The sequence below is a fragment of the Streptomyces griseus genome (assembly GCF_900460065.1).
GTDB lineage: Bacteria > Actinomycetota > Actinomycetes > Streptomycetales > Streptomycetaceae > Streptomyces > Streptomyces griseus.
Genome location: NZ_UAVD01000037.1, coordinates 37,800 through 54,119, shown reverse-complemented (window position 1 = coordinate 54,119; position 16,320 = coordinate 37,800). Strand labels below are relative to the sequence as shown.

13 protein-coding genes are annotated in these 16,320 nt (G+C 73.0%); 10 read left to right on the top strand and 3 right to left on the bottom strand.

Going from position 1 to position 16,320, the window contains the following annotated elements; translation table 11 throughout:
- The first annotated feature begins 68 nt into the window (after nt 1-68).
- Nucleotides 69-1,190 (top strand): hypothetical protein, encoded by a 1,122-nt coding sequence (locus DTB53_RS26735; protein ID WP_042495864.1) that lies wholly within the window; start codon nt 69-71, stop codon nt 1,188-1,190.
- 174 nt (nt 1,191-1,364) lie between these two features.
- On the opposite strand, the gene DTB53_RS26730 is transcribed toward DTB53_RS26735, so the two are convergent.
- Entirely contained in the window at nt 1,365-1,958 is a 594-nt protein-coding gene (locus DTB53_RS26730) for a TetR/AcrR family transcriptional regulator (protein ID WP_012378594.1), read from the bottom strand.
- A 108-nt stretch (nt 1,959-2,066) separates the two neighbouring features.
- Here DTB53_RS26730 and DTB53_RS26725 point away from each other — a divergent pair, with 108 nt between their 5' ends.
- The 7 genes from DTB53_RS26725 to DTB53_RS26695 all read left to right on the top strand — a co-directional run bounded on the left by DTB53_RS26725 (nt 2,067) and on the right by DTB53_RS26695 (nt 11,216).
- On the top strand, nt 2,067-2,990 hold the full coding sequence (locus DTB53_RS26725) for a TIGR03620 family F420-dependent LLM class oxidoreductase (RefSeq protein ID WP_012378595.1): 924 nt from the start codon (nt 2,067-2,069) through the stop codon (nt 2,988-2,990).
- A 556-nt stretch (nt 2,991-3,546) separates the two neighbouring features.
- A complete protein-coding gene (locus DTB53_RS26720) occupies nt 3,547-5,964 on the top strand; it encodes a sensor histidine kinase (protein ID WP_012378596.1) in 2,418 nt (805 codons plus the stop codon).
- A complete protein-coding gene (locus DTB53_RS26715; RefSeq protein WP_003965575.1) occupies nt 5,961-6,365 on the top strand; it encodes a roadblock/LC7 domain-containing protein in 405 nt (134 codons plus the stop codon). The genes DTB53_RS26720 and DTB53_RS26715 overlap by 4 nt, the downstream gene beginning before the upstream one ends.
- Nucleotides 6,366-6,469: 104 nt before the next feature.
- Nucleotides 6,470-7,678, top strand: a complete 1,209-nt coding sequence (locus DTB53_RS26710) for an ABC transporter substrate-binding protein (protein WP_012378597.1) — start codon at nt 6,470-6,472, stop codon at nt 7,676-7,678.
- Between the two features lies 1 nt (nt 7,679).
- The gene (locus DTB53_RS26705) at nt 7,680-9,671 is read left to right on the top strand and encodes a branched-chain amino acid ABC transporter permease (protein WP_012378598.1); all 1,992 of its coding nucleotides are present in this window, start codon (nt 7,680-7,682) and stop codon (nt 9,669-9,671) included.
- The gene (locus DTB53_RS26700) at nt 9,668-10,477 is read left to right on the top strand and encodes an ABC transporter ATP-binding protein (RefSeq protein WP_003965578.1); all 810 of its coding nucleotides are present in this window, start codon (nt 9,668-9,670) and stop codon (nt 10,475-10,477) included. The genes DTB53_RS26705 and DTB53_RS26700 overlap by 4 nt, the downstream gene beginning before the upstream one ends.
- Nucleotides 10,478-10,487: 10 nt before the next feature.
- Entirely contained in the window at nt 10,488-11,216 is a 729-nt protein-coding gene (locus tag DTB53_RS26695) for an ABC transporter ATP-binding protein (RefSeq protein WP_003965579.1), read from the top strand.
- Between the two features lie 60 nt (nt 11,217-11,276).
- On the opposite strand, the gene DTB53_RS26690 is transcribed toward DTB53_RS26695, so the two are convergent.
- Together DTB53_RS26690 and DTB53_RS26685 are read right to left on the bottom strand one after the other, a co-directional pair.
- Complete coding sequence (locus tag DTB53_RS26690) at nt 11,277-12,494, bottom strand: FAD-dependent monooxygenase (RefSeq protein WP_042495868.1); 1,218 nt, start codon at nt 12,492-12,494, stop codon at nt 11,277-11,279.
- Nucleotides 12,495-12,567: 73 nt separating this feature from the next.
- Complete coding sequence (locus tag DTB53_RS26685) at nt 12,568-12,918, bottom strand: 5-carboxymethyl-2-hydroxymuconate Delta-isomerase (RefSeq protein WP_012378600.1); 351 nt, start codon at nt 12,916-12,918, stop codon at nt 12,568-12,570.
- A 295-nt stretch (nt 12,919-13,213) separates the two neighbouring features.
- Here DTB53_RS26685 and DTB53_RS26680 point away from each other — a divergent pair, with 295 nt between their 5' ends.
- Both DTB53_RS26680 and DTB53_RS26675 read left to right on the top strand, forming a co-directional pair.
- Complete coding sequence (locus DTB53_RS26680; protein WP_012378601.1) at nt 13,214-14,683, top strand: aldehyde dehydrogenase family protein; 1,470 nt, start codon at nt 13,214-13,216, stop codon at nt 14,681-14,683.
- A complete protein-coding gene (locus DTB53_RS26675) occupies nt 14,680-16,263 on the top strand; it encodes an APC family permease (RefSeq protein ID WP_012378602.1) in 1,584 nt (527 codons plus the stop codon). The genes DTB53_RS26680 and DTB53_RS26675 overlap by 4 nt, the downstream gene beginning before the upstream one ends.
- The last annotated feature ends 57 nt before the right edge of the window (nt 16,264-16,320 follow it).

The window sequence follows — 16,320 nt, the reverse complement described above, 5'->3', positions numbered from 1 at the left end:
CTGCTCGGCGGTTGCGGCCCGCACAAGAACCAGCCGTCCCGACGGACACCGACCCGGGAGAACCCACCATGACAGAAGCCGTGATCGACGCCGGCGACGACGACGCCGACACCCGTGCCGCCCGGGAGACCGTCGAGCAGGAGCGTTCCGAGATACGCGAGTTCGTCAAAGGCCTCAGTGCCGACGACATCAAGTCCGGCAACTGGTTCACCAAGCTCTGCGCCCAGGCCATGAGTTCCTACACGGCGAAGGCCGACTGGCAGTACTTCCAGGAGCGGTACGAGGGCGTACCCCCGGACGGCATCGTCGACCAGCGGATCAAGATGGCGGCCCGGTACGCCGCGCTCGAAGGCGGCCTCTCCGCCGGGGCCTACACCGCGGCCGTCGCCTCCACCATCGGGACCCTCGGCGGGGCCTCACCGGCGACCGTCCCGGCCGCCGTCGCGACGCTGATGGTCGATGTCGCGTTCACCACCCGGCTCCAGCTCCGTCTGGCCCACGACATCGCGGTCCTCTACCGGGTCCCGCTCGACCTGTCCGACCCCGATGACCTGTGGAAGCTCATACGCGTGGCCTTCACGATCAAGAGCGGGGAAGTGGCCCGGGAAGGTGTGGCCAAGGCGGTTCCGGTCGTCGTGCGGCCGGTGATCAAACGCTTCTACTCCAAGGGGGTGCTGAACGCCGCGAAGGGGCTCCCGTTCGTCGGGAAGTACCTTCTCCAGCGCAACGTCATCAAGATCGGCATTCCCCTCGTCGGCGTGCCCCTCGCGGTGGTGCTGAACCGCTACACGACGCTGGTCGCGGGGCGGCACGCGCAAGCGGTCTTCCGGAACGAGGCTCGGGTGATCGAAGTCGCCGAAGGGCTGAGCAGCCGGAGTCGGCACCCGCGGTCGATGCTGTGGGTGGCGTGGCTCGTCATCAGAGCGAACCGCACGATCGCGGACGACGAGGCACTGTTGATGCGCCATCTGGTGAGGCTGGTCCGGGAGCGGCACCAGATCGTCGACGAACGACTCGCTCGGCTCGTCGACGTCGACGCCTCCGAGGTGTGGCGACGCCTGGACGCGGAGCCAGGGGATCTGAGCGACCTCCTCGACGTGGCCGAACAGGTGGCCTCGGTGGACGGTGACGTCAACGCGCGGGAGAAGGCCGTGATTTCGGATCTCCGCGTGCGCTGCCGTCGAGGCTGATCGCTCGACAGCGCCCCCGCGGCGTGCCGCTCACCCCCCGGACGCGAACCGCCCGGACGCGGCCCGCCCGGGCGGTGCCCGGCCGAGACGCCGGCGAACTCCGTGGACGCCTTCGGCGTTCGGGGTCACGCGCACACGCGAGCAGGACCTGGCGTGCGGAGGCCTTCGTCGCGGTCACCCGTTGCGAAGCGGTGTCCCGTACGTGGCATCGAGCACCAGACCGAGCAGCCGGTCGGGCTGTGTCGAGTCGGTGCCGTGAGCAGTGGACAGCGCGATCCCGACGACGAGCCGGACCAGGTCGTCGGCGGTCAGGTCGGGGCGCGCCGTTCCCCGCCGCTGGGCCCGGGCGAGAAGACCGGCTGCCGCGTCGAGAATCAGACGATGGCAGTCGAGCCCCAGCGCGTCCGGGTCCTCGGTCATCACCGCGCCCCCCAGCCCTTGGTCGACCCGGGCGTGGACGAGAAACGCGCGCAGCCACCGCGCGAGCGCGTCGTCGGCCGATTCCGAGGCGAGCAGCGTCTCCGCCAGCCCGCACAGCGCCTCGATCCGGTCCCTGAGGACAGCGGTCAGCAGGGCGAAGCGGTTGGGGAAGTGGCGGTAGAGGGTCCCCGGGCCGACGCCGGCCCGGCGGGCGATCTCGTTGAGGGACGCCTCCGGCCCCGCTTCGGCGAACACGTCCTGTGCCGTGGCGATGAGACGTTCCCGGTTGAGTCGCGCATCGGCGCGCGGTGGTCGCCGCGCGGAGCCGTGCCCGTGTGCAGTCGTCATCGTCCCGTCTTTCGGTCGAACCCGGAGAGCCAAGCGGAGAGCTTCTCCGTATAGTAGCGTGCGCCAAACGGAGAACCTCTCCGGAATGCCTTGGCCCGAGGAGTGCACATGACGGACAGCGGACGGACCGAGCTGGGCCGCGTCGGGATCTGGACCACCGCCTATGACGGACAGCCGGCCGAGCGGGTACGCGAATCGGTCGCGGAGATCGAGGAGTTGGGTTACGGGGCCATCTGGTACGGGGAGGCGTTCGGCCGCGATACGGTCGGCCAGGCGTGGCTGTTGCTGTCGGCGACTCAGCGCATCGTCGTCGCCTCCGGCATCGCCAACATCGCGTTCCGCGACCCGATCGCCACCGCCACCGCGACACGGGCCCTGGGCGAGGCGTTCCCCGGGCGCTACCTACTCGGCCTGGGCGGACACCGCGTCGACGACACCGTCCACGAACGGGACGGCTATCCCCTGCCGGCGCGCGGCCGGGCGGTGACCACCATGCGCGCCTACCTGCGGGCCATGGACGCGGTACCGGCCCACGGCCCCGTTCCGGCCCCGGCTCCGCGCCGCGTGCTGGCCGCCCTCGGCCCGAAGATGCTCCAGCTGGCCGCCGAGCACACCTGGGGCGCGCACCCCTACTTCGTACCCCCCGAGCACACCGAACGGGCGCGCCGGATCATGGGACCGGAAGCCCTCCTGGCGGTGGAGCAGGCGGTGGTGCTCGACACCGACCTCGCCCGCGCCCGCGAAGTGGCCACAGCACACGTCGCCGGCTACCTCCTGGCGCCGCACCAGGAGGCGAACGTACGGCGGCTCGGCTTCGGCGACGAGGACATCAGCGGCCCGAGCCGACGGCTGGTGGACGCGATCGTCGCCCAGGGGGACGAAGGAGCGATCCGCCGACGGGTCCAGGAGCACCTCGACGCGGGAGCCGATCACGTCTGCCTGCACGTGCTCACCGCCGACCCCCTCTCACTGCCCGAACGTGCGTGGCGCGAGCTGGCTGCCGCCCTCCTGCCCACCGCACAGCACGCGTGACGTCCGACCGGGGCGACCGCCGGGGGACCGTCACGCCGCCCGACGGCATTCATCGGGCCGCGCGAGGGGGCTGTCGAGGGCCCGGGTGGCCTGCGCGGCGCCGTGGGACGGGGCGACCGGGCCGCTGAAGGACGCGCGGCTCGCGCTCCCCCGGCGGCCGGCCGCGCGGGGCGGGAGCCGTGGCGTCGGGAGCCCCGGGGGCAGAGGCGTACGGGCATGGGCCGGCACTCGGCGCCGCACGGCCGGTCTCGGCGACGCGCATGACCGGCACCGTCAAGATCCTTTGGTTTGTGCTCACTTGTGAGCGAAGTCCAAACATCTCTGTGCGCTCGGTGCGCAGTTTTTTCGCTGATTCCCCCATCCCCGGACGGGTACTACGGCATAGGATCATGCCGCGCGCCCCCGGGGCCTCTGCTGCCCCACCGGCATCGCTCCCCCACCGTCATCGTTCTTCCCACCAGCACGCCCTCACCGACACCCCCCACCATCCGTAAACAGGTACAGGTATCCGCGTGTCACCGATACTCGAGCCCGGTTCCGGCGACGGAGCCGCGCAGTGAAAATCAATCGTCGCCTCGTACTCCTCGTCACCGCGCCGCTCACCGTGGCCGTCGCCTTCTCGGTCCTGGCACTCGCGCCGGCGACCAACCAGGCGCTCCAGGCCGACCGGCTGGCCGCGATGGTCGAAGCCGCCGACGGCGCAAGCGAGTTGGCCAACCGGTTACAGCGTGAGCGGGCCGCGGCCACCGCCCTGGTCTCCGAACAGGGAGACGCGGAGGCGTTCCGGTTACGCACGACCGCGACCGACGAGAGCATCGCCGGGTTCCGCAGCCGGACCGAGGGGCTCTCCGCGGTACCCGGCAGCGCGCGGGGCGCCCTCGACCGTATCGAGCGCTTCGTCGAGGAGATGCCCGGCCTCCGCGCCCAGGTGCGCTCGGGAAGCAGCACCGTCTCCGCCCTCGCCTTCGGCTACCGGATCGTGATCGCCGACCTCAACAGCTACCGCGACGGCATCGCGCAGGCGGACGGCGTGGACGCCGACATCGCGGACCGGATCCGCGCCGCGGCCGCCCTGTCCGAGGCGGCGGAGCACACCGCCCAGCAGCAGGTCACCGTGGCGAGGGCGCAGGCCGCGGGCGGTTTCACCATCGCCTCGCAGCGGACGTTCGACGCCGGGCGGCTGGGCTACACCGAGTCGACCGGCGCCATGTTCGACCTCGGGCCGGGCGAATGGCGGACCTGGCTGGAGCGCACCCTCTCCGGGACGAAGGCGCTGGAGGCCCGGCGCCTGGAGGACGAGATCGGGCGGACGGGCGCCGGCAAGGACATCACCGTCACCCCGAAGGAATGGCAGAAGGCGGCCAACGACCGCCAGGAGATGCTGCGTTCGGTGGAGAAGCGGGTCGACGCCGCCGTCCTCGCGCAGGTCCTGGACGTACGCGCCACGCTCCTCTGGACGGCCGGCGCCGAGGTCGTACTGGTGGTGCTGACCCTGATCGGCGTCGTCGTCGTCGCGATCCGCCTGGGCCGCGTCATGATCCGGCGGCTGCGCGACTTGCGCAACGCCGCGCACGAGGTCGCCCACTCCGGGCTGCCCGCGGTGATGAGCGAGCTGTCCCAGCCCGGAGCACTGCGCGGCGCGACACCCGAGGAGGTGGCCCGGCGGACCGGTGACCCGGTCAGAACCACGGGCGAGGACGAGATCGGCGAGGTCGGTGAGGCGTTCAACGCCGTCCACCACGAGGCCGTCCGACTCGCCGCCCAACAGGCGCACGTGCACGAGCAGTTGGCGGAGACGCTGGTCGGCGTCGCGCGCCGCGGCGCCCGGTTGACGGCTGTCATGGTGTCCGAGCTGGACACGGTGCAGCGCGACGAGGCCGACCCGGTGCGGATGAAGACCCTCTTCGCTCTCGACCACCTCGCCGTCCGCATGGAGCGCAACACCAACAACCTGCTGGTCCTCGGCGGTTACGGGAACGCCCGGGTGCGCTCGGCCGATGTGGACTGCTCCACCGTCATCGTGGCCGCCGCCCAGCAGATCGAGCGGTTCGACCGGGTCTCCCTCGGCGTGATCGAGTCGGGGATCGGGGTCACCGCCCGTGCCGTGCACGACGTGGCGCACATCCTGGCGGAGCTGCTCGACAACGCGACCCGCTACTCGCCCCCGGACAAGCAGGTCGGGGTCGCCGTCTGGCGACTGTGGGACCGGGCCGTCGTGCAGATCGTCGACGAGGGCGTGGGCATCACGGCGGAACGCCGAGCGGTGCACAACGCCGCCCTGCTCGAACCGCAGGCCGGCATCGGCGACGTGCGGTCCATGGGGCTGCATGTGGTGGCACGACTCGCCGCGCGCCACGGCATCGTCGTGGAACTGCGCGACTCCTCGGGCCCCGGCACCATCGCCGAGGTCACGCTGCCGGCCAAGGTGCTGGCGCTGGACCTGAAGGAAGACCCGGTCCCGACAGCGGGCACGGTCGGCAACGATGTCGGCTACGAGGCGTCCCGGCCGATCACACCGCCGGGGCCGGGGGGCCGCCGGCAGGGCGGCGCCGTGAAGGCCCGTCCCGGCCGTGACAGCACCCGGGTCGGGGCGGGGGTCGGCGCCCCCGCGGACGGCGAGCGGCAGGCCCCGCCCGGCCACGACGGGCCCCGCGGCGGCGCCCGTGAACGGGACCACGGCACGGCGCCCGCGCCGCACCCCGTGCACGACGAGCCGGTGTCACGTGTCGCCGGGGTCAGCTCCTCGGGGCTGCCCGTACGGCAGCGCAGAGCACCTCAGCAGTGGCCCACCGCGGGGAAGCGGGAGGGCGCAGAACAGCGTCCCGGGGGCGGAGCGCCGCGGCCGTCGCCCCGTCGCAGGGACTCCCGACAGGTCTCCGACGTGCTGGCGGCATACGCCCAGGGCATCAACCGGAGCACGAACCACCGGGGGCGTTCCGCCCCGGACGACACCACCGAACGGACCGAGAAATGACCACCTCCTCCGACCTGAGCTGGATCCTGAGCGATTTCGCCGGGCGTCTCCCGGAAGTCACCCAGGCGATAGCCGTGTCCGTGGACGGACTCGCGCTGGCGTACACCGGTGTGGAACGCGACGACGCCGAGCGGCTGGCCGCCATCGCGTCCGGCGTCGTCAACCTGCTCTCCGCCGCTGCCCAGTTGACCGACACCGACCCCGTGGAGCACAGCCTCACCGCGATGGAGGGCGGCTACATGTTCTCGATGGCCGTCTCCAGCGGGGCCTCGCTGCTCGTCACCACGACCCGGGACGCGGACATCGGCGAGGTCAGCTACATGATGTCCGAACTGATCAACCAGGTCGGCGATTCGCTGTCTCCCCAGGTCCGCGACCCGAGCCTGCCGCCCCCGCGCTGATCCGCCGGTCCGGACTCCCCACGGGTGGCGGCCACCCGCCGCCCCCGTCCCGACCGGCTCGCACGCACGACACTCCCGCCCCCGAGACTGTGATGTGAGCCCCCATGTTCCCCTTCGCCCCTTCCCGCCCCCACCGCCGCAGAATCCGGCCGGCCTGCGCTGCCGCCCTCGCCCTCGGGCTGGCGGCCGTGACCGGTTGCAGCGGTGACAGCGGCGCCGACGATGACGACACCGTGAAGATCGGCCTCGTGGCCTCCCTGTCGGGCACCTACGAGCCGGTCGGCACGGAGCTGCGGGACGGCTTCAAGCTGTACCTGGACACCCACGGCAACAAGCTGGGCGGACGAAAGGTCGAGCTGATCGTGGCGGACGAGGGCGACGGCCCGCCGACCGCCGTGCCCGCGGCCACCAAGCTCGTCAAGAAGGACAAGGTCGACGTGTTGACCGGCCTCGTCGGCGGCGGCTCGGTCAACGCGGTCCTGCCGCTGATCCAGCAGGCGAAGATCCCCCTCCTGGGATCGAACGCCCGGCCTCCGGTCAAGGACATCGAGTACGTCTGGACGACCAGCTTCCTCTCCGACGAGCCGGGCCGGGCCATCGCCCCGTACATCAAGGAGAAGGTCGACGGGCCGGTCTACGCGATCGGCCCCGACTACCAGGGAGGCCACGACGAACTCCGCGGCTTCACCGACGAGTTCAAGCGGATCAAGGGGAAGCTCGCCAACCCGGACGGCAAGACCACCTGGACGCCGTTCCCGAAGACGACCAACTTCATGCCGTACTTCGCGGAGATCGCGAAGACGGACGCCAAGGCGGTGTACTGCTTCTACGCGGGCAAGGCGGCGATCGACTTCGCCAAGCAGTACGCCCAGTCGGACATCGCCGACCTGCCGCTGTACACGGCCTTCGTGACCGAGGGCAGCGTGCTCCAGGCGCAGGGCGCGGCGGCGAAGGACATCTACTCGGTCCTGAACTACGCGGCCGACCTCGACAACGAGGCCAACCGCACGTTCGCCGCCGACTGGACGGCCGAGCACGACACGCAGCCCACCACCTATGCGATGGCGTCCTACGACGCGGCGGCCGTGCTGGACAAGGCGATCGCCGACGCGGCGAAGGACGGCGACGTCACCTCGCAGACCATCAACAAGGCCATCGCCGGGCTGGGCCAGATCGACAGCCCGCGCGGCGCCTGGGAGTTCGGCGAGAAGGCCCACTCACCGGTGCAGACGTGGTATCTGCGCCAGGTGCGGCCGGACGGGAACCAGCTGGCCAACGTCATGGTCCAGGACCTGGCGACGCTCGGCAGCTGACATGGACCTCCTCGACGGCCACCTCATACCGGCGGTGGACGGAGTGGCCTTCGGGCTGCTGCTGTTCGTGGTCGCCGCCGGCCTGAGTCTCGCCTTCGGCACGGCGGGTGTGCTGAACCTGTCGCACGGCACGCTGTACGCGATCGGCGCCTACACGGGGGCCGAGCTCAGCGACGGGACCTGGGGTGGTCTCGCCCTCGGCCTGGCCGCCGGAACCGCCGCCGCGTGCCTCGCCGGGGCGGGGCTGTCCGCCGCGACGGCTCCGCTCGCCCGGCGCGGGCATCTGGCGCAGGCACTGCTGACCTTCGGGCTCGCCCTGATCGGCGGCGATCTGCTCATCCAGGTCTTCGGGGCGGACGAACTCCCCGTGCGGGTCCCCGAGGCCCTCGACTCCTCGGTGATGCTGCTGGGGCACCGCTACCCCGCCTACCGGCTCTGCTTCATCGTGATGGCCGTGCTGCTCGCGGCGTTCGGGACCTGGGTGCTGACCCGGACCAGGATGGGCGCCGCGGTACGGGCCGCCGCCGACGATCCGCAGATGCTCGCGGCCACCGGTCGCAACCCCCGGGCCGTGCACACCGGCGTCCTGGCGGCGGCGGGGGCGCTGGCCGGGGCGGCGGGGGTGCTCGGGGCGCCGATCATCGGCCCCGGCCCCGGTACCTCCGAGAACGTGCTGATGCTCTCCCTCGTGGTGGTCGTGCTCGGCGGGCTGCGCTCGCTGTGGGCGACCTTCTTCGCGGCGATCGCGGTGGGCGAGGTGCAGACGCTGGGCGTCGCGCTGGCGCCCGATCTGGCGCCGTATCTGCTCTTCGCGGCGATGGCGGCGGTGCTGGTGCTGCGCTCCCGCTTCGCGGAACCGACCGCGGGGCACGGCCCGGAGGACCCCGGACCGGACCCGGTCGCCCGGCTCCGGAGCCGCCTCGCCGGCCGCGTGCCCGGGAGCCGCGTGCCGTCCCGGATCGGCCGGCTGCCGGGCGGGGCCGCGTGGTGGCGGGCGGCCCCGCTGCTCGTCCTGCTCGTCGTGCTGATCTCCCTGCCGGCCCTGCTCGACGCGTACAGCATCTCGCTGGCCGGTTCCGCCCTGGCCCTGGGGCTGCTCGCGGTCAGCGTCACCATCCTCACCGGCTACGCCGGTCTGCCCACCCTCGGGCAGACCGCGCCCTTCGCCGTGGGGGCGTACGCCACCGCGAACCTCGCGGAGGCGGGGTGGACCGTGGGGCCCGTGCAGCTCGCCCTCTCGGCGCTCGCCGCCGCCGTCTTCGCCGCGGTGGTGGGTCCGGCGGTGATCCGGGCCCGCGGCACCACCGTCCTGATGATCACGCTCGCCGTCGGCGAGCTGACCGGCGCGGTCGTCAACCAGCTCAAGTCCGTCACCGGGGGAGCCGACGGGCTCGTCGGTTTCCCGGCCACCCGGGCGCTGTGGGGCGGGGAGGAGATGCTGGAGGAGAGCGAGCTCTACACCTACGCGCTCGTCGTCGCCGTCGTCGCCGTCTCCGTCACCCTGCTCGTCCTGCGCTCCCCGGCCGGCAAGCTGCTGACCGGCACCCGGGGGGCCGAGGCCCGGATGCGCGCCTCCGGACACCCCGTGGGGCGCTATCTGCTGGTGGCCCACATCTGCGCGGGGGCGCTGGCCGGGGTGGGCGGTTCGCTGATGGTGACCGTCCAGCAGTATCTGGCCCCCGCCGACGTCGGGTTCGAGATCGCCGCGTTCGCCCTGCTGGCGGTCGTCATCGGCGGTACGACGTCCGTGATCGGCGCCCTGCTGGGCGCCGGCCTCATCGTCGCCACCCGGGACTGGGTCGCCGGTTCCTGGCCCGGCCACGGGCCGCTGCTGCTCGGCGTGCTCTTCGTCGCCACCGTGTACCTGCTGCCGCGCGGCCTCGCGGGGCTGCGCGGCGGGGCGGGGAGCGGGCCGCCGCCCGGGCTCCCCGCCGTCGAGGACCGCTCCCCGTCCGCGCCCGCCCAAAACCCCGCCGGGAAGGTCTCCCCATGACATCAGCACCCGGATCCGCCGTGCCGGAGCCCCCCGTCCTCGACCTCGCCCGGCTCACCCGCCGGTACGGCGCCTTCACCGCCGTCGACGACGTCGGCCTGCGGCTCCCGGCGGGCGCCCGGCACGCCGTCATCGGCCCCAACGGCGCCGGCAAGACCACCCTGCTCAACCTCATCGCGGGCACGGACCGGCCCGACCACGGCACGATCACCCTGGACGGCACCGACATCACCCGGACGCCGACCGCCGGGCGCAGCCGTCTCGGCATCGCCCGCAGCTTTCAACAGCCATCGGTGATAGGCGAGTTGTCGGTGCTGGACAATATCGTCCTGGCCGGCTGGCCGCACCATCCGAAGCGCCGCGGGGCCTGGCGCAGCCCGTCCCGCTACCGGCTGCACACCGCGTCCGCGGCAAGCCACCTCAAGACCGTCGGCCTCGCGGATCTCGCCCACCGGCCGGCGGCCACGCTCTCGCACGGGCAGCGCCGCATGCTCGACCTCGCCGCCGCGCTGGCGGGCCGCCCCCGGCTGCTGCTCCTGGACGAGCCGGCGGCCGGACTGACCGACGACGACATCGGCCGGCTGCTCGCCATCCTCGGCGCCCTGCCCCCTCACGTCGCGGTCATCCTGGTCGAGCACCACGTCGAGGTGGTGGCCCAGGTCTGCTCCACGGTCACGGTGCTGGCCGCCGGGAGGACGATCGCCACCGGCCCGACGAGGGAGGTGCTGACGCGTCCCGAGGTCCGCGACGCGTACCACGGCACCGGCTCGACGGCGGGTCCCGCCGCCGCACCAGCGAGAGGATGACCGACGCCCGATGCTCGAACTCACCGGCCTGACCGCGGGATACCACGGCGGCACCGTCCTGCACGGGCTCGACCTGTCGGTGCCCGCCGGCACGGTCCACGCCGTCGTCGGCCACAACGGCGCGGGCAAGACCACGCTCGTCCACACCGTCGCCGGACTGATGCGCCCGAGCGCCGGAACCGTACGCCTCGACGGCCGCGACCTCACGGGGCTGCCCGCGCACCGGATCGCGCGTGCCGGGATCGGGCTCGTACCGCAGGGCCGCCGGGTGTTCGCCGGGCTCACCGTCGACGAGCACCTGCGGCTGTCGTACCGCCCGCCCCGCCGGGGCGACCCGGAGCGGCCCGGCGTGTGGACCCCCGCACGCGTGACGGAGCTGCTGCCCCGGCTGGGTGAGCGGCGGGGCAACCGGGGTGCGGAGCTGTCCGGCGGCGAACAGCAGATGCTGGCGCTGGCCCGTGCCCTGCTCGGCTCGCCGCGGCTGCTCCTCCTCGACGAGCCGACCGAGGGGCTCGCCCCTGCGCTCGTCCGCCAGGTGCACGGGCTGGTGGCCACGCTGGCGGGCGAGGGCATCGCGGTGCTGCTGGTCTCCCCCAGTCCCGCCCAGGCCGTCGAGTCCGCCGGAGCGCTGACGGTGCTCACCTCGGGGCGGGCGACGCTGCGCATGGACGGTGCGGACGCCCGCGCCGACGGCAGCGCGCTGCACGCGGCCCTGGAGCTGGCGACGACGGCGGTCTGACACGCGCGGGGGGGGAAGGGGCGTGGTGCCGGGCCGCGCCCCTTCCCCGCCCCGGGAGGCCTACCGGGGCTTCAGGCTGTGTCCGCCGAATCCGCTGCGCCGGTCGGAGCCCTCGTTCTGGTCCTGCCACCAGGTGTCGAACGCGGTCCGGCCCATGGCGGACCAGTCGGGTGTGTGCTCGACCTGCGCGGCGCCCATCCGGCGGGCGAGCGCCACCATGGCGGATCCGATGGGCCCGCGCGCGGTGTCGTAGCTCTCCAGGACCTCCCTCCAGCTGCCCCCGGCCGTCCAGGCGGCCTCCAGGGCGGTGGCGTCCTGGAGCGCCTTCACGCTGCCGCCGCCGATGTGCGGCCGGGCGACGCTGGCGGCGTCACCGACGAGTGCCATGCGTCCCGAGGTGTAGTGCGGCACCTCCAGGTCGTAGATGGGCTGGATGAAGGTGGTCTCGGCGGGAGTGCGGAGCACCCTGGCCGCCCAGTACGGCGGGAAGTTGTCGGCGACCAGGGCCCTCAGGCGCGCGGTGAGCTCGGAGTTGAGCCGGCCCGGCGGGAGGGAGGTGGGGGTGCGCAGGTCGGGGTGGAGGCCGTCGGCCTCGGGGGGCGCGGTGTAGAGCACCCAGTTGAGCCGGTGTCCGCCGGTGCCGTCGGGGATGCGGTAGATCATGCAGTGGCCGCCGGGGAAGACGATGTTGTGCGCGTCGTGGCCGTCCGACGGGAGGTCGGCGACCTCCGGCGACGTGCCGCGCCATCCGATGTATCCGGCGTACGCGGCGTCCGCGCCGGGGAACATGGCCTCCCGGACCACGGATCGGTATCCGTCGGCCCCGATCACGGCGTCGAAGCGCTCCCGGTGCCCGTCCGCGAGGCGCAGGGTCACCCCGTCGGCGTCGGGTTCCACACCGGTGACCACCGTGCCGGACCGGTAGGAGACCCCCTCGGGCACCCGCCGGCGCAGTTCGCTCCACAGCGAGCCCCAGCTGTAGGCCCGGAAGGGGAACGGCTGCTCGCCGACGACCCGGCCGTGATCGGCCTCGCCGTCCCGTACGCTCCAGACCCGTCGGGTCAGCGGCGCCCAGGGCATCTCCGGGGCGACGTATCCGGCGTCCCTCAACTCGTCGTAGCGGTCGCTGTGGAGGGCGATTCCGACCCCTCTGTCACGGAGCCGGGAATCGGCGCGTTCCAGGACGGTGATCCGCTCGGCTCCCCCGCGCGACGCGGCCAGGGCCGCGGCACACCCCGCTATGCTGCCGCCGACCACGGCGACGCTGCCTCCACGCATGTCTGGCACTCCACTCATTCGACGTTCCGGCCTTCCGGTCCTGCCCACCCGACCTACCCGGGGCGATGCCCGTTCAGCGCTTCCGGAACGTCACGTCGAGGTCGGGGACCTCGACGGAGGAGTGCAGGGTGACGCCGTCGGCCGGCCGGACCCGGGCGGCGATCAGATCGAGTACGGCGTTCGCGAGGCGGATCTTGGTGTCGTCGGGGCGGCCGTGGAGCAGACGTATCTCGATGTGCAGGACGGCGTGGCCTGTGGTCCGGTCGCCGATGACGAAGTCGTCGACGCGGCGGAAGCGGGTCTTGCAGGCCTCCGGCCGGGCGGCGACGGTGTCGACGACGACCGGGTGCAGGGCGAGCGCGAAGGCCTGCCGGTCGAAGGCCGCCGCGAGCGTGCCGGAGTAGTCGACGGTGATCTGCGGCATGGGGGCAACTCCTCGGAGAACAGGGCGGGATGGGGGCATCCGTCGGTACGGGGGAACGGTAGCCGAACGCGTGTCCGGGGTGGGGCCCGCCCGCCGTCCGGGGTGGGCGCACCCGCGGCGTCCGCGGCGGCCCGTCCGCCGTCCCGGTCGGCGGCTGCTCCGGTCGGCCCCGCCCGCACTGCGCACCCGGGCGCGCAGCCCTAGCGTCTGTGCTGATGCCGTCACCCGGGGAGCCGGTCGTCGCGGAAGCCCGCAGCCGGCGGGGCGCCGCTGCCACCCCCGTACAGGAGGAGCCATGCCGGAGCTGTTCATCGATGGCCGGTGGACCGGCGCCGCCGAGGGGCGGAGGCGGGAGATCCGCTGTCCCGCCGACGGCACGCTGGTGGCGGAGGTCGACGAGGGCGGGGTCCGGGACGCCGACGCGGCCGTCGCCGCGGCCCGGCGGGCCTTCGACCGGGGGACGTGGCCGGGGACGCCGGCCGCCGAGCGGGGGCGGCTGCTGCTGCGGGTGGCGGAGCTGCTGGAGCGGGACAGGGCCGTCCTGGCGCGGGCCGAGTCGCTGGACACCGGCAAGCGGCTGGTCGAGAGCGCCTCCGACATGGCCGACATCGCGAACTGCTTCCGGTACTTCGGCAACCTCGCCGCCGCCGGGGGCGCCGACCGGGTCGTCGACACCGGGCTCGCGGGCGTCGACAGCCGGGTGGTGCACGAGCCCGTGGGGGTGTGCGCGCTCATCACGCCGTGGAACTATCCGCTGCTCCAGACCGCCTGGAAGGTCGCTCCGGCGCTCGCGGCGGGCAACACGTTCGTGCTCAAGCCGAGCGAGCTGACCCCGCACACGGCCGTCCTGCTCATGCGGCTGCTGACCGAGGCCGGGCTGCCGGACGGGGTGGCCAATCTGGTGCTCGGGGCGGGGGCGGTGGTGGGCGCGCCGCTGACCGAGGATCCGCGCGTGGACCTGGTGTCGTTCACCGGAGGGCTCGCCACCGGGCGGCGCGTCATGGCCGCCGCGGCGGCCACCGTGAAGAAGGTCGCCCTGGAGCTGGGCGGCAAGAATCCCAACATCGTCTTCGCCGACGCCGACTTCGACACCGCCGTCGACCACGCCCTGATGGCGGTGTTCCTGCACGCGGGGCAGGTCTGCTCCGCCGGGGCGCGGCTCCTCGTCCAGGACGAGTTGCACGACCGGTTCACCGACGAGCTGGTGGCGCGGGCCCGCCGGATCCGGCTCGGCGGCCCGTTCGACGAGGACGCGCGCAGCGGCCCGCTGATCTCCGCCGCGCACCGCGACAAGGTCGAGGCGTACGTGGCCGAGGGCATCGCCGAGGGCGCGGTGCTGCGCTGCGGCGGGGCGCGGCCGGACGATCCGGCGCTGGCGGACGGCTTCTACTACCCGCCCACGGTGCTGGACGAGTGCGCGACCTCGATGGCGGTGGTGCGGGAGGAGTCGTTCGGGCCGGTGCTCACGGTGGAGCGGTTCCGGGACGAGGACGACGCGGTCCGGCTGGCCAACGACACCGTGTACGGGCTGGCGGCGGCCGTGTGGACGCGGGACGACGGGCTCGCCCACCGGGTGGCCGCACGGCTGCGGGTGGGCACCGTGTGGATCAACGACTTCCACCCCTACGTACCGCAGGCGGAGTGGGGCGGGATGAAGCAGTCCGGCTTCGGCCGCGAGCTGGGGCCCGCCGGGCTGGCCGAGTACCAGGAGGCCAAGCACGTCTGGCGCAAGGTCGCGGCGGTTCCGCAACGGTGGTTCGAGTGAGTCCGGACAGCGGTCCGGTACGGAACCGGGCTGCCGGGGCCGCCCCCGGCAGCGCCGACGACAGGGCGCTCGGCGAGCTGGGCTACCGGCCCGGACTCCGCCGCACGCTCGGCGACTTCCACACGTTCGCCGCCGGGATCAGCTACATCTCGATCCTGACCGGCACCTTCCAGCTGTTCTACTTCGGGGTCGCCTTCGGCGGTCCGGCCTACTGGTGGTCCTGGCCGATGGTCTTCTGCGGTCAGTTGATGGTGGCCCTGTGCTTCTGCGAGCTGGCGGCCCGCTATCCGGTGGCCGGTTCGATCTACAACTGGGCCAAGAAGATGGGCGGTCCGCACGTCGGCTGGCTCGGCGGCTGGATGATGATGACGGCCACCATGGTGACCCTGTCGGCGGTGGCGCTGGCCTACCAGATCACGCTGCCGCAGATCGACGCGTGGTTCCAGTTCGTGGGCGACGGGAGCGGCCGGAACGACCAGGCGGCCAACGCCGTCCTGCTGGGCAGTGTGCTGATCCTGTTCTCCACCCTGGTCAACGCGTTCGGCGTCAGGCTGATGGCCCGGATCAACTCCGCGGGTGTCTTCATCGAGCTGATCGCCGCCCTCGCCCTGATCATCTTCCTGGGCGCGCACATCACCCGGGGCCCCGGCACCGCGCTGACGGAGACGTACGGGCTGGGCAGCGGCCGGCCGCTGGGCTACTTCGGCGCGTTCCTCACCGCGTCGCTGGCCTCCGCCTACGTGATGTACGGCTTCGACACCGCGTCCTCGCTGGGCGAGGAGTCGCACGATCCGGCCCGCAACGCGCCCCGCGCCGTTCTGCGGGCGCTGATCGCGTCGTTCCTGATCGGTGCGTTCATCCTGCTGTTCGCGCTGCTCGCGGTGCCGGACCTCAAGGCCGAGGAGCTCTCCACCGGCGGACTCCAGTACGTGGTGCCGGCGACGCTCGGCGACACGGTCGGGGAGATCTTCCTCTGGGCGGTGGTCGTCGCGATCACGGTGTGCGTGCTGGCCGTGCAGGCCGCCGGGATCCGGCTGATGTTCGCCATGGCGCGGGACAACAACCTGCCCGCCGGATCGAAGCTGGCCAGGGTCAGCCCCCGCTTCGGGACGCCCGTGGCGCCCGCCGTGCTGATCGGGGTGGTGGGGGTCGTCATCCTGGTGGTCAACATCAACCAGCCGCAGATCTTCTCGGTGATCACCAGCATCGCGATCATCATGATCTACCTGGCGTATCTGCTGGTCACCGTGCCGATGCTGCTGCGCCGGCTGCGCGGCGACCGGCAGCCGTGCGGCGGGGACGCGTTCTCGCTGGGCCGCTGGGGGCTGCCCGTCAACATCGCCGCCGTGCTCTGGGGCACGGCCATGTCGCTCAACCTGGCCTGGCCGCGCGCCGAGGTGTACAACGCGACCGGCCCGCAGCACTGGTATCTGCGCTGGGGCGCGTTCCTGTTCATCGGCGTCGTCGCGCTCGGCGGCTTCGCCTACTACTGGTTCGTGCAGCGGCACCGCACCGGTGTGCTCGCCGAGCACCGCGTCGAGGCCCAGGACGACCCCACCGCCGCCCCGCCGGCCGGCTGAACCCCCAAGACCCGCCGGCCGCCCGGAGCCCCGTCCGCGCCCGAACCCTGGAGACCC

Excerpts from the sequence above, each read along its gene's own strand:
- DTB53_RS26695 (WP_003965579.1), top strand. The coding sequence starts at position 10,488 with ATGCTCGAACTCACCGGCCTGACCGCGGGATACCACGGCGGCACCGTC.
- DTB53_RS26735 (WP_042495864.1), top strand. The coding sequence starts at position 69 with ATGACAGAAGCCGTGATCGACGCCGGCGACGACGACGCCGACACCCGT.
- DTB53_RS26715 (WP_003965575.1), top strand. The coding sequence starts at position 5,961 with ATGACCACCTCCTCCGACCTGAGCTGGATCCTGAGCGATTTCGCCGGG.
- DTB53_RS26710 (WP_012378597.1), top strand. The coding sequence starts at position 6,470 with ATGTTCCCCTTCGCCCCTTCCCGCCCCCACCGCCGCAGAATCCGGCCG.
- DTB53_RS26700 (WP_003965578.1), top strand. The coding sequence starts at position 9,668 with ATGACATCAGCACCCGGATCCGCCGTGCCGGAGCCCCCCGTCCTCGAC.
- DTB53_RS26685 (WP_012378600.1), bottom strand. The coding sequence starts at position 12,918 with ATGCCGCAGATCACCGTCGACTACTCCGGCACGCTCGCGGCGGCCTTC.
- DTB53_RS26690 (WP_042495868.1), bottom strand. The coding sequence starts at position 12,494 with ATGCGTGGAGGCAGCGTCGCCGTGGTCGGCGGCAGCATAGCGGGGTGT.
- DTB53_RS26730 (WP_012378594.1), bottom strand. The coding sequence starts at position 1,958 with ATGACGACTGCACACGGGCACGGCTCCGCGCGGCGACCACCGCGCGCC.
- DTB53_RS26705 (WP_012378598.1), top strand. The coding sequence starts at position 7,680 with ATGGACCTCCTCGACGGCCACCTCATACCGGCGGTGGACGGAGTGGCC.
- DTB53_RS26680 (WP_012378601.1), top strand. The coding sequence starts at position 13,214 with ATGCCGGAGCTGTTCATCGATGGCCGGTGGACCGGCGCCGCCGAGGGG.
- DTB53_RS26725 (WP_012378595.1), top strand. The coding sequence starts at position 2,067 with ATGACGGACAGCGGACGGACCGAGCTGGGCCGCGTCGGGATCTGGACC.